This window comes from Streptomyces sp. NPDC032091 (genome assembly GCF_055580265.1).
This window is the reverse complement of sequence record NZ_JBVILR010000015.1, coordinates 107,640-120,613: the sequence shown is the minus strand read 5'-3', so window position 1 is coordinate 120,613 and position 12,974 is coordinate 107,640. Positions and strand designations below refer to the sequence as shown.

8 protein-coding genes are annotated in these 12,974 nt (G+C 71.5%); 3 read left to right on the top strand and 5 right to left on the bottom strand.

The window, feature by feature from the left end; genetic code table 11:
* Nucleotides 1-16 precede the first annotated feature (16 nt).
* The 3 genes from ngcE to ACZ5NJ_RS23745 form a co-directional block, all read right to left on the bottom strand.
* Nucleotides 17-1,444, bottom strand: a complete 1,428-nt coding sequence (gene ngcE / locus ACZ5NJ_RS23755; RefSeq protein WP_468767178.1) for an N-acetylglucosamine/diacetylchitobiose ABC transporter substrate-binding protein — start codon at nucleotides 1,442-1,444, stop codon at nucleotides 17-19.
* A 218-nt stretch (nucleotides 1,445-1,662) separates the two neighbouring features.
* A complete protein-coding gene (gene acnA / locus ACZ5NJ_RS23750) occupies nucleotides 1,663-4,377 on the bottom strand; it encodes an aconitate hydratase AcnA (RefSeq protein ID WP_468767177.1) in 2,715 nt (904 codons plus the stop codon).
* Nucleotides 4,378-4,639: 262 nt separating this feature from the next.
* Complete coding sequence (locus ACZ5NJ_RS23745; RefSeq protein WP_468767176.1) at nucleotides 4,640-5,632, bottom strand: LacI family DNA-binding transcriptional regulator; 993 nt, start codon at nucleotides 5,630-5,632, stop codon at nucleotides 4,640-4,642.
* A gap of 121 nt (nucleotides 5,633-5,753) precedes the next feature.
* Here ACZ5NJ_RS23745 and ACZ5NJ_RS23740 point away from each other — a divergent pair, with 121 nt between their 5' ends.
* From ACZ5NJ_RS23740 to ACZ5NJ_RS23730, 3 genes are all read left to right on the top strand, one after another.
* Nucleotides 5,754-7,640 (top strand): amidohydrolase, encoded by a 1,887-nt coding sequence (locus tag ACZ5NJ_RS23740; RefSeq protein WP_468767175.1) that lies wholly within the window; start codon nucleotides 5,754-5,756, stop codon nucleotides 7,638-7,640.
* 146 nt (nucleotides 7,641-7,786) lie between these two features.
* Nucleotides 7,787-9,316: a helix-turn-helix domain-containing protein gene (locus ACZ5NJ_RS23735; RefSeq protein ID WP_468767174.1), complete on the top strand. Its 1,530-nt coding sequence runs from the start codon at nucleotides 7,787-7,789 to the stop codon at nucleotides 9,314-9,316.
* A 135-nt stretch (nucleotides 9,317-9,451) separates the two neighbouring features.
* Nucleotides 9,452-10,852 carry a cytochrome P450 gene (locus ACZ5NJ_RS23730; protein WP_468767173.1) on the top strand — a complete coding sequence of 467 codons (1,401 nt, stop codon included), beginning with the start codon at nucleotides 9,452-9,454 and terminating at the stop codon, nucleotides 10,850-10,852.
* Nucleotides 10,853-10,871: 19 nt separating this feature from the next.
* On the opposite strand, the gene ACZ5NJ_RS23725 is transcribed toward ACZ5NJ_RS23730, so the two are convergent.
* Together ACZ5NJ_RS23725 and ACZ5NJ_RS23720 are read right to left on the bottom strand one after the other, a co-directional pair.
* Nucleotides 10,872-11,333, bottom strand: coding sequence for a hypothetical protein (locus tag ACZ5NJ_RS23725; protein ID WP_468767172.1), 462 nt, complete (start codon nucleotides 11,331-11,333; stop codon nucleotides 10,872-10,874).
* Between the two features lie 34 nt (nucleotides 11,334-11,367).
* Nucleotides 11,368-12,945, bottom strand: a complete 1,578-nt coding sequence (locus ACZ5NJ_RS23720; RefSeq protein WP_468767170.1) for an MFS transporter — start codon at nucleotides 12,943-12,945, stop codon at nucleotides 11,368-11,370.
* Nucleotides 12,946-12,974: the final 29 nt, after the last annotated feature.

Below are 12,974 nucleotides of genomic sequence, written 5' to 3'. Positions count from 1 at the left end.
CCGGTTGGACGTGGGGTCAGCTGCGGTGGTTGTTCTTGGCGTTGGGGTCCTTGGCGGCCTTGTCCACCGCGGCCTGGGCCCGCTTGATCCACTCCTTCGGCTGGATGCGCTGGGCCATCAGCTCATTGGACGCGTTCTGGATCTCGGTGTCCATTTCGCTGTACCAGTCGGGGTACAGGTAGTTGAAGGTGTCGGCTCCGGCGGCCTTGACGGCGGCCACGGCCGACTGGGTGCCGGGGCGGAGCTTGACGCCCGGGTCCACGCCGTCCTTGACGACGGTGAGGGAGTTGGCCTGCTGGGCGAAGACGGTCGACCATTCGCGGGAGAGCATGGTGCGCAGGAACTCCAGGCCGCCGGCCTTGTTGGCGGCCTTCTCCGGGACGACGAAGGCCTCGTTGGCGCCCGCCCGGATGGCGGTGAAGGGGAGCTTGCTGCCGGCGAGGAGCGGCACCGGCAGGAACTTCATGTCGAAGTCGTCCGGGGTCTGCTTGAGCTGCTCGTTCTCCAGCCAGGATCCGGAGGGGATGAAGGCGGCCTTGTACTGGTTCCAGGCGGTCTGCGACTCCGTATGGGTGAGGCCGTTGGTGCCGGGCATCAGATAGCCCTTCTCGACCACCTCGTAGACGGCCTCGACGGCGGCCAGCGCGTCCGGGTTGCCCTCGAAGGCGTTGGGGGCGAGGTTGTCGATGGCCTTCATGGCCTCCAGACCGCCCTTCTTGGCGATCAGATCCATGATCACGACATTGATGTAGTAGGGGTACTTCCCCTGGTGGGCCAGGCCGCCGATGCCGGCCTCCTTGGCCTTGGCGCAGATGCCCAGGAACTCGTCCCAGGTCTTGGGCTCGGTCCAGCCCTTCTCCTTGAAGAGCTTGCCGGAGTACCAGAGGCCGAAGACGGTGTAGACGTAGTTGAGGGCGACGAACTTGCCTCCCTGGGAGCCCTGTTGGACCGTTCCGGCGATCAGGGTGTCGCGGACCTTCTTGTTCGGGTCGTCGATCGAGGGGGCGTCGAGGAGGGGGGTCAGGTCGGCGAGCTGGTTGCCCTTGGCGAGCACGTCGATCTTGATCATCTGGGCGCCGGAGTCGTTGAGGACGTCCGGCGGGTTGCCGCCGTTGAAGCGCGGCTGGAGCTTGGCCGCGATCTCCTGGGTGCCCAGGTGGGAGCTGGTGGTGCCCCACTTCTTGTCGAAGGCCGCCTCCCAGGCCTTGGCGTAGTCGTCGCCGAAACCGCCCTTGAAGATGACCACGTCGAGTTTGCCGCCCTTGGCGAGGCCGAAGGGGTTCTCCTTGGACACGAGCCCCTTGTCCGGGCCGTTCGCGGAGGTGTCGCCACCGCCGGAGGCACAGGCGGACAGGAAGCTCATCGTCGGCACGGCGATCAGTCCGAGCGCTGCGGAGCGCTTGATCAGATCGCGGCGGCCGAGGCCCTCACCGGTGGATCCCATGCTCAAGTCCTCGCCTTCGTCAGGATTGGGGCACAGGTATAGTCCACTTCCGCTTCGCTCAGCAAGATCGTGCGCAAGGATCGTTCCCGGCTTTTCCGAGTTGAGACCTGTCCGTCATCTGATTCCGCCGCCCCGAAAAGCGGAAGGGCCGCACCCCCTTGTCGGGGGTACGGCCCTATGGTGCCGACAACCGGCGGATCGCTCCGCCTGGCGCGCCCTTAGCCGCGGATCAGGTTGCGGAGGACGTACTGCATGATGCCGCCGTTGCGGTAGTAGTCCGCCTCACCCGGCGTGTCGATGCGGACGACCGCGTCGAAGGAGACACCGGTGTCGGTGGTGACCTTGACCGTGCGCGGGGTGGTGCCGTTGTTCAGCTCCTCCACACCGGTGAAGGAGAAGGTCTCCTCGCCGGTGAGGCCCAGGGAGGCCGCGGTGGCGCCCTCGGGGAACTGGAGCGGGAGGACGCCCATGCCGATCAGGTTGGAGCGGTGGATGCGCTCGTAGGACTCGGCGATGACGGCCTTGACGCCGAGCAGCGCGGTGCCCTTGGCGGCCCAGTCGCGGGACGAGCCCGAGCCGTACTCCTTGCCCGCCAGGATGACCAGCGGGATGCCGGCGGCCTGGTAGTTCTGCGAGGCGTCGTAGATGAAGGCGACCGGCGCGCCCTCGACGGTGAAGTCGCGGGTGAAGCCGCCCTCGGTGCCCGGCGCGATCTGGTTGCGCAGGCGGATGTTGGCGAAGGTACCGCGGATCATGACCTCGTGGTTGCCGCGGCGGGAGCCGTAGCTGTTGAAGTCGCGGCGCTCGACGCCGTGCTCCGTGAGGTACTTGCCGGCCGGGGTGTCGGCCTTGATCGCACCGGCCGGGGAGATGTGGTCGGTGGTGACCGAGTCGCCCAGCTTCGCCAGCACGCGGGCGCCGGCGATGTCGGAGACCGGGGAGGTCTCCATCGTCATGCCCTCGAAGTAGGGGGGCTTGCGGACGTAGGTGGACTGCGGGTCCCACTCGAAGGTGTTGCCGGTCGGGATCGACAGCGCCTGCCACTGGGCGTCACCCGCGAAGACGTCCTCGTAGGACTTCGAGAACATGTCCTCGCCGATGGCGTTGGCCACGACGTCGTTGACCTCGGCCTCGGAGGGCCAGATGTCCTCGAGGAAGACCGGGTTGCCCTCGGTGTCGATGCCGATGGCCTCGGTGGTGATGTCCACCTTCATGGAGCCCGCGATGGCGTACGCGACGACCAGCGGCGGGGAGGCCAGGTAGTTCATCTTGACGTCGGGGTTGATGCGGCCCTCGAAGTTGCGGTTGCCCGAGAGGACCGAGGTGACCGCGAGGTCGTGCTCGTTGATCGCCTTCGAGATCTCCTCGTCCAGCGGACCGGAGTTGCCGATGCAGGTGGTGCAGCCGTACCCGACGAGGTTGAAGCCCATCTTGTCGAGGTACGGGGTCAGGCCGGCCTTGTCGAAGTAGTCGGTGACGACCTTCGAGCCCGGGGCCAGGGTGGTCTTGACCCACGGCTTGCGGGTCAGGCCCTTCTCGACCGCCTTCTTGGCCACGAGCGCCGCGGCGACCATGACGTAGGGGTTCGAGGTGTTGGTGCAGGAGGTGATCGCGGCGACGGTGACGGCGCCGTGGTCGATCTCGAAGGAGGTGCCGTCGGCCAGGGTGACCTGGGTCGGGCGGCTCGGCACGCCGTTGGTGGCGGCCGGGGCGTCGGAGGCCGGGAAGGACTCCTTGCCCGCCTCGTCGGCGTCGTCCACGTAGTTCAGGACGTCGACGGCGAACTGCTGCGCGGCGTTGGCCAGGACGATGCGGTCCTGCGGGCGCTTCGGGCCGGCGATGGACGGGACGACCGTGGAGAGGTCCAGCTCCAGCTTCTCGGAGAAGTCGGGCTCGGCCTTCGGGTCCAGCCAGAGACCCTGCTCCTTGGCGTACGCCTCGACCAGCGCGACCTGCTGCTCGGAGCGGCCGGTGAGCTTGAGGTACTTCAGCGTCTCGCCGTCGATCGGGAAGATCGCGGCGGTCGAGCCGAACTCCGGCGACATGTTGCCGATGGTGGCGCGGTTCGCGAGGGAGGTGGCGGCGACGCCCTCACCGTAGAACTCGACGAACTTGCCGACGACGCCGTGCTTGCGCAGCATCTCGGTGATCGTGAGCACCAGGTCGGTGGCGGTGGTGCCGGTGGGCAGCTCGCCGGTCAGCTTGAAGCCGACGACGCGCGGGATCAGCATGGAGACCGGCTGGCCGAGCATCGCGGCCTCGGCCTCGATGCCGCCGACGCCCCAGCCGAGCACGCCGAGGCCGTTGACCATGGTGGTGTGCGAGTCGGTGCCGACGAGGGTGTCGGGGTAGGCCTGGCCATTGCGGACCATGACCGTACGGGCCAGGTGCTCGATGTTGACCTGGTGGACGATGCCGGTGCCCGGGGGGACGACCTTGAAGTCGTCGAAGGCGGTCTGGCCCCAGCGCAGGAACTGGTAGCGCTCCTTGTTGCGGCCGTACTCCAGCTCCACGTTCTGGGCGAACGCGTCGGCGGTGCCGAACTTGTCGGCGATGACCGAGTGGTCGATGACCATCTCGGCGGGCGAGAGGGGGTTGATCTTCGCCGGGTCGCCGCCGAGGGCCTTGACGGCCTCGCGCATGGTGGCGAGGTCCACGACGCAGGGGACGCCGGTGAAGTCCTGCATGATCACGCGGGCCGGCGTGAACTGGATCTCCTGGCTGGGCTGCGCCTGGGAGTCCCAGCCGCCGAGCGCCCGGATGTGGTCGGCGGTGATGTTCGCGCCGTCCTCCGTGCGGAGCAGGTTCTCCAGCAGGACCTTCAGGCTGTAGGGAAGGCGGGCGGCGCCCTCGACCTTGTCCAGCCGGAAGATCTCGTACGACTCGTCGCCCACCTGCAGCGTGCTGCGGGCGTCGAAGCTGTTCGCCGACACGACAGTCTCCTTCATGCATGATTTCGCGCGTATTACCGCATCCTGCCGCCACGCCCTGTGGCCAATCCGCTAAGGTAAGGCTAAGTTAGGTAGCCCTTACTCGCGGGGGCGGCTGCGGTACGCCTTCGGCAGATATCTCGATGTCGAGATAACTCTAGTACATGGCCGCGCCTGGGGTCAGCACGCCTCCGCGTCCGTCTCGGCACGTCGCGCCGTCCCGCACTCGCCGTCCACTGCTGCCGCACATCTCGTCACCCCGCGCTCAACGTACGGACGAGGTCCGCTGGAGCAGGGTCGCGGGGACGGTGAGCCCGCCGGGGCCGGCGGGGGCGCCCTGCTCCAGCCGCGAGACCAGGGCCGCCACCGCCGCCCCGGCGAGCGCCTCCGGGTGGAGGGTGACGGTGCTGACGGACGGCCGGCAGTCCGCGTACGCCGGGTCCTCGCTCGCGCAGACCAGCAGCAGGTCACCCGGCACCGAGAGCCCGTGGCGGGCGGCGGCGGCCAGGGCCTGGCGACCGCCCGGGTCGTACAGGGAGTACACGGCGTCGGCCGCCCCCTCGGCGAAGAGGGGGTCGAAGGCGTGGCCCGGTCCGTCGTGGGGGTCGAAGCGGACCGGCAGCGGGGTCCGGCCGTGGCGCGCGCACCAGCGCCCGTACGCCGCGGTGACGGCCCGGGTGTAGTGCTCGTCGCCGAAGCCGGTGTGCAGCGCGATGCGGCGGGCCCCGGCGGCGGCGAGGTGGTCGAGGACCTCGTGGGTGGTGGCGGTGTGGTCGTTGTCCACCCAGACGTCGCCCGGACGGGGGTCGGCGGGCCGGCCGTCGAAGACCAGCGGGATGCCCCGGGCCCGCAGGGCACGCAGCACCGGGTCGTCGTAGGGGCTGTCGAGGAGCAGCATCCCGTCCACCGCGAGGTGGTGCCAGGGGGTGCCGGCGCCCCGGTCGGCGGGCAGGGTGGTCAGGGCGTAGCCGTGGGCGTGGGCGGCGGAGGTGGCGGCGGTCAGCCAGCGGGAGAAGTAGGCCACGGCCACGAAGTTCCAGGGCGCCCCGGCGAAGGTGGTCACGGCCAGGCCGAGGGTGCGGGTGCGGGGCGGGCGGGGGGTGCCGTACCCGAGGCCGGTGGCGATCTCGCGGACCCGGCGGCGGGTGCCCTCGCCGAGCCGTCCGGTGCCGTTGAGGGCGTGCGAGACCGTGGCGGTGGACACCTCCGCGGCGCGGGCGATGTCGGCGAGGGTCGGTCCGGGCGGCACGCGGGTCATCGTACGGATTCCGCGGGCGGGGGCATACGGGCCGGCGTGCGGAATCCGTCGTGGGGGGCGGGTTCTGGTTAAGGGGTTAATCACCCAGTGTCCTGGCCACAGCCAACGGTTTGGAGTGGTCATGACGTCTTCTGTTTCCCGGCGCGGGCTCCTCGCGGCGGCCGGGGCCGCCGGAGCGGCGGGTCTGGTGGGCGCCGGCAGCGCCTCGGCGGCCCCGGCACGTGGTTCCGCCTCCCTGGTGGTGCACGGTGCGCGCGTGTTCACGGGCACCCCGGGCGGCGCGCCGGCCACGGCCGTGGCGGTCGGCCGCGACGGGCGGATCCTGGCGGTCGGCGGCGACGCGGAGGTGCGCCGGCTGGCCGGCCGGGACACCGAGGTCGTCGACGGGCGCGGCGCCACCCTGATGAGCGGCATCCACGACGGGCACGTCCACCCGCTGGGCGCGGGCGACCGGTCGCTGCGGCCCTCGCTGGAGGGCGCGGAGACCACGGCCGCCGAGCTGACGGAGATCCTCACGGGCTTCCTCGCCGACACCGGCGGCGCCGGGGCGGAGCCCGACACCTGGCTGGTGGTGGAGGACTGGAACCCGGTCGGGCTGCTCCCCTCCGGCACCCTGCCGCACCACGCGCTGCTGGACGCGCTGCCCACCCGCCGGCCGGTGGTGCTGGTCGGCGGCGACGGGCACAACCTCTGGGCGAGCCGGCGGGCGCTGGACATCGCCGGGATCACGGCCGCCACGCCCGACCCGGCGGGCGGCAGCATCGTCAAGGGCGCGGACGGGCAGCCGACGGGCGTGCTCAAGGACGACGCCCAGGAGCTGGTCAAGCGGCACGTGCCGCAGCCCACCCGGGCCGAGCTGGTCGCCGCCTGCGCCAAGGTGCTGGCGCAGGCGGCGGCCTCCGGTGTGACGACGATGATGGACGCCCTGGTCGGGCGGCACGAACTGGAGCTCTACCAGGCCCTCTCGGCGGCCGGGCGGCTGCCTCAGCGCATCGTGCCCGCGATCCGGCTGGACGTGGAGCAGACGAAGGACCCGGCGGCGTCGAAGGCCTACGCGCTGGGCTTGGAACGGGAGTTCCGGGGGGTGGCGGGGCTGCGCTTCGGCACGGTGAAGGTGTTCCTGGACGGGGTCATCGAGTACCCGGCGCAGACGGCCGCGCTGCTGGAGCCGTACCTCGACGGCCAGGGCCGGCCCACCGCCAACCGGGGCGAGCTGTACACCTCGGCCGCCGACTACGGGCGGCTGACCGCCGCTTTCAACGGGGTCGGCTGGCAGATGCACGCCCACGGCCTGGGCGACCGGGCGGTCCGTACCGCACTGGACGGGTACGAGGCCGCCCTCCGGACCACGGGCAGGCGCGACCTGCGCAACACGGTCGCCCACCTCCAGCTGGTGGACCCGGCCGACCTGCCGCGGTTCGGCCGGCTCGGGGTGGCCGCCTGCATGCAGCTCCAGTGGGCCACCGCCGACACCTGGACGATGGAGGCGCTGCTGCCGTACATCGGCCCGGAGCGGCACCGGCGGATGTACCCGGCGCGCAGCCTGGAGCGGGCCGGCGCCCGGCTGACGGGCGGTTCGGACTGGCCGGTGGACGCGCTCCAGGTGTGGAACCAGCTCCGGACCGCCATCGACCGGCAGGGGGCGTACGGGGCGGGCGCGCTCCACCCGGAGCTGGAGTCCCTGAGCCGCACCTCCACGCTGCGGATGCACACCCTGGGCACGGCCTGGCAGCTGCGCCAGGACGGGCTGACGGGCACGGTGGAGCGGGGCAAGGCGGCGGACCTGGTGCTGCTGGACCGGGATGTGACGCGCTGCCCGGTGGCCGACATCAGCGGCACGCAGGTGCGGATGACCCTGGTCGGGGGACGCGTGGTGCACGACGCCGGCTCGGCGGCGGGCCGCGCGGCCTCGGCCGGTCTGGCCCGCGGGGCGGCGGGCCCGCGCCCCGCGTCGTACGCGGCGGTCCACGGCGGCCGGCACCGCGCCTGCGGCTGTACGCGGCACTGACACGCCGAAGGGGCGGGGGCGCCACGTCCTCGCCCCGGGGGGCCACCTGACGACCGGTAAGCCCGTTATCACCGGTAACACCCGTATCTCACCCATCCGTACCACCCGATGCGATCACCATCTCATATCTGAGATACCGTGCACCCATGGCAGACGACTACCTCGTACGCATCGGCAAGCTCATCCGTGACGCCCGGCAGCACCGGGGCTGGACCCAGACCCAGCTCGCCGAAGCACTCGGCACCAGCCAGAGCGCCGTGAACCGCATCGAGCGCGGCAACCAGAACATCAGCCTTGAGATGATCGCCCGAATCGGTGAAGCGCTCGACAGCGAAATCGTCTCCCTGGGCTACGCCGGCCCGATGCACCTGCGCGTCGTCGGCGGCCGCCGCCTGTCCGGCGCGATCGACGTCAAGACGAGCAAGAACGCGTGCGTCGCCTTGCTGTGCGCCTCGCTCCTCAACAAGGGCCGTACGGTGCTGCGCCGGGTGGCCCGCATCGAGGAGGTCTACCGGCTCCTGGAGGTCCTCAACTCCATCGGCGTCCGCACCCGCTGGATCAACGACGGCGTGGACCTGGAGCTGATCCCCCCGGCCGTCCTCGACATGGACGCCATCGACGCGGAGGCGGCCGTCCGCACCCGCAGCATCATCATGTTCCTGGGCCCGCTGCTCCACCGGATGGAGCACTTCCGCCTGCCCTACGCCGGCGGCTGCGACCTCGGCACCCGCACCATCGAGCCGCACATGATCGCCCTGCGCCGCTTCGGCCTGGACATCACCGCGACCGAGGGCATCTACCACGCGAAGGTCGAGCCGGGCGTCTCCCCCGACCGCCCGATCGTCCTGACCGAGCGCGGGGACACGGTCACCGAGAACGCCCTGCTGGCCGCGGCCCGCCACGACGGCGTCACCGTCATCCGCAACGCCTCGTCCAACTACATGGTCCAGGACCTGTGCTTCTTCCTGGAGGCGCTGGGCGTCAAGGTCGAGGGCATCGGCACCACCACCCTCACCGTGCACGGCGTCCCGGTCATCGACGCGGACGTGGACTACTCCCCCTCGGAGGACCCGGTCGAGGCCATGAGCCTGCTGGCCGCCGCCGTCGTCACCGAGTCCGAACTCACCATCCGCCGGGTCCCGATCGAGTTCATGGAGATCGAACTGGCGGTCCTGGAGGAGATGGGCCTGGACCACGACCGCTCCGCGGAGTACGTCGCCGACAACGGCCGCACCCGCCTGGTCGACCTCACGGTCCGCCCCTCCAAGCTCGAAGCCCCCATCGACAAGATCCACCCGATGCCCTTCCCCGGGCTGAACATCGACAACGTCCCCTTCTTCGCCGCCATCGCGGCGGTGGCCCAGGGCCAGACCCTGATCCACGACTGGGTGTACGACAACCGCGCCATCTACCTGACGGACCTCAACCGCCTGGGCGGCCGCCTCCAGCTCCTGGACCCGCACCGCGTCCTGGTCGAGGGCCCCACCCGCTGGCGGGCGGCCGAGATGATGTGCCCGCCGGCCCTGCGCCCGGCGGTGGTCGTCCTGCTGGCGATGATGGCGGCGGAGGGCACCTCCGTGCTGCGCAACGTCTACGTCATCAACCGCGGCTACGAGGAACTCGCCGAGCGCCTCAACTCGGTGGGCGCCCAGATCGAGATCTTCCGGGACATCTAGCACCGCGCCGTCGGATTCCGCCCCCCGGCCGGGCGGCCGGGGGGCGGAATCCGGCCGGATGGCGCGCCATCGCTCGCCCCGGCGGGCGGCCCGGCGGCAGAATCCCCTCGTCGGTACGGAGTCGAGGGGGCGGCCATGGCAGCGGTGACCGGTACGGGGACGGGCGCGGGGAGCGGGACGGGGTTCCCCGCCCTGGAGGGGAACCCGCTGCTCGGGTCGTTCCTCGACCTGAAGGCGGACTCCCTCGGCACCTATCTGCGGGCGCAGCAGGGCCACGGCGACCTCGTACGGATCGACGTCGGGCCGCCCGGGCTGCGCATGGAGATGTACTGCGTGTTCTCCGCCGAGGGGGCCCAGCGGGTGCTGGCCACGGAGTCGGCCAACTTCCGCAAGGACAACCCGTTCTACCAGGAGATCCGGGACTCCTTCGGCAACGGCCTGCTGACCGCCCAGGACGAGGACTATCTGCGCCAGCGCCGCCTGGTGCAGCCGCTGTTCACCCGCAAGCGGGTGGACGGCTACGCCGGGGCGGTCGCGGAGGAGACCGGGAGCACCCTCACGGCCTGGGCGCGGGCCCGGGACGGGATCGTGGACGTCTCGGCCGAGATGATGCACCTGGCGCTGCGCGCGGTGTCCCGGATCCTCTTCGGCGCCGACGTGGACGCCACCGTCGACGTCGTCCACCGGTGCTTCCCCGTCATCACGGAGTACGTCCTGCGCCGCGGCTACTCCCCCCTCAACGTCCCGCGCGGCTGGCCCACCCCGGGCAACCGGCGGGCGGCCGCCGCGATGGACGAGCTGTACGGGGTCTGCGACCGGATCATCGCCGAGCGGCGCGGGGCCCCGGCCCCGGGCGGGGCGCCCTCCGAGGACCTGCTGACCCTGCTCGCCGGGGCGCGGAACGCGGACGACGCGGCCTTCGACGCCGCCGAACTGCGCGACCAGGTGCTGATCTTCCTGCTGGCCGGCCATGAGACGACCGCCACCTCGCTGGCCTTCGCCCTGCACCTGCTCGGCCGCCACCCCGAGGCGCAGGCCCTGGCCCGTGAGGAGGTCACGCGGGTGCTGGGCGACCGCACGCCCGGCGCCGCCGACCTGGACCGGCTGCCGTACCTGACGCGGGTGCTCAAGGAGGCGATGCGGCTGTATCCCGCCGCGCCGGTGATGGGCCGCCAGGCGGTGGCCGCCACCGAGATCGACGGTCACACCGTCCCGGCGGGCGCCACGGTGATCCTGGCCCCCTGGGTGACGCACCGCCACCCCCGCTACTGGAGCGACCCGGACCGCTTCGATCCCGACCGCTTCCTGCCGGAGGCCGAGGCCGCCCGGCCGCGCTACGCCTGGTTCCCCTTCGGCGGCGGGCCGCGCGCCTGCATCGGCCAGCACTTCTCGATGCTGGAGTCGGTGATCGCGCTGGCGATGCTCGTGCGCGCGTACGAGATCGAGACCGTGGACACGGAGGTGCCGCTGAGCGCCGGGATCACCCTGCGGACCGAAGGGCCCATGCGCTGCCGGATCCGCCCCGTGGCGGGGTAGGGGCGGCCGGCCCGGCCGGTCAGCGGTAGTCGTCGGGGTGGTCCTGCATCCAGGTGCCGATCCCGTCCCGGGCGCCGAGCAGCGCGGGCTGGTGCCGCTTGAGGTTCTCGAAGCCGTGGTCGGCGCCCAGTTCCCGGTCGAGGCCGGCGATCAGGGCGATCGGCTCGGGGAAGTGGGCGGGGCCCTGGGGGTCGGCCTTCATCGCGCGGTCCACGCGGTGGAGTTCGTCGTCCACCCGGCCCAGGAGGTAGGCGCAGTTCGCCGGCGTGCAGGAGTCGTCCAGGGTGGCCTGGAGCCCGGCGAAGGCGTCCCGTACCCGCTCCGGCTGCGGGGAGGGCGCGGGCGGGCCCGCGTCGGAGGCGGAGGCGGCGAGTTCGGCGGCGGCCCGCGGGCGGTGGCCGCTGTCGCAGGAGACGGTGAGCGCCGCCAGGGCGACGGTCACGGCCGTCGCGGCGGCCGCGCGCAGGATGGGTCGGAGCATCGGTTTCCCCCCGGTGTTCGATGACCAGGCGACCCTACCCGCCGCTTTCGCCCCCGACGCCCGCCGGGGTGTGGTTGCCCTGGAGCCGTTCCAGGTCGGAGGGCCGCACCTGGATCGCGAACACCGCGATCAGCGCCCCGACCAGGGTGAAGGCCGCCGCCGCCACGAAGGCGGCGTTCACCCCCGAGGTGAGCACCAGGTCCGACCAGGGCTTGGGGAACTGGTGGGTGCGGGCGAAGAAGGCCTTCTGCTCGGGGGTGGAGTCGCGGACGAACGCCACGGCCAGGTCCTTGGCCTCGTCGCGGCTGGCGGTGCCGAAGACGGTGACGAGGATGGACAGGCCGAGCGAGCCGCCGACCTGCTGCATGGAGTTGAGGAGTCCGGACGCCGCGCCGGACTCCCGGTCGGGCACGTTGGACAGGGCCATGAGGGTCAGCGAGACGAACTGCATGCCCATGCCGGTGCCGAACACGATGATCGGGCCGAGGACGCTGCCCGGGTAGGTGGAGTGGGCGTCGGTCCGCGTCAGCCAGGCCAGGCCGGCCGCACAGCACAGCGCGCCCGTGACCATGAAGGGTTTGGGCCCGAACCGGGGCAGCAGCCGGGAGGTGAACGTCGCCGACAGCGCGACCATGACGCTGACGGGCAGGAAGGCCAGCCCGGCCCGCAACGGGCTGAAGCCGAGCACGTTCTGCACGAACAGGGTCAGGAAGAAGAACATGCCGAAGATCGCGCAGGCGAGGAAGAGCATGATCCCGTAGGTGCCGGCCCGGTTGCGGTCCGCGAACATGTGCAGCGGGGTGATCGGCTGGGGGGAGCGCCGCTCGTTGACGACGAACAGGGTCAGCAGGACCACGGCCGCGCCGAAGGAGCCGATGGTGAAGGGGTCGCTCCACCCCTCCTGGGAGGCGCGGATGAACCCGTAGACCAGCGCGACCATGCCGCAGGTGCCCAGCAGGGCGCCCGCGAGGTCGAAGTGCCCGGCGTGCCGCTCGGATTCGCGCAGGACCCTGCGGGCCATGACGGCGATGACCAGGGCGATGGGGACGTTGACGAAGAGCACCCAGCGCCAGTTGAGCCATTCGACCAGCAGTCCGCCCGCGAGGAGGCCGATGGCGCCGCCTCCGGCGGAGACGGCGGCGAAGACGCCGAAGGCCCGGTTGCGCGGGGGCCCTTCGCGGAAGGTGGTGGTGATCAGCGCGAGGGCGGTGGGGGAGGCGATGGCGCCGCCGACGCCCTGGAGGGCCCGGGCGGCCATCAGCTGGCCGGCGTTCTGGGCGAGTCCGCCGAGCAGGGAGGCGAGGCCGAAGAGGAGGACGCCGGACATGAAGACACGTTTCCTGCCGAGGATGTCCCCGGTGCGGCCGCCGAGCAGGAGGAGCCCGCCGAAGGTGAGCGTGTAGGCGTTGACGACCCAGGACAGGCTCTCGGTGGAGAAATTCAGTGCCGTCTGGATGTGCGGGAGGGCTATGTTCACGATCGTGATGTCGAGGACGACCATGAGCTGGCAGGAGGCGATGACGAACAGGGCCAGCCCGTTCCCCTTGCCGTTGCCGTTCCCCGGGGCTGTGCCGCCGGTCCCGGTGCTGTGCGGCGATGCGTTCGGGTCCACTCGTCGACGCTACGCCCGCCCACGGGGGG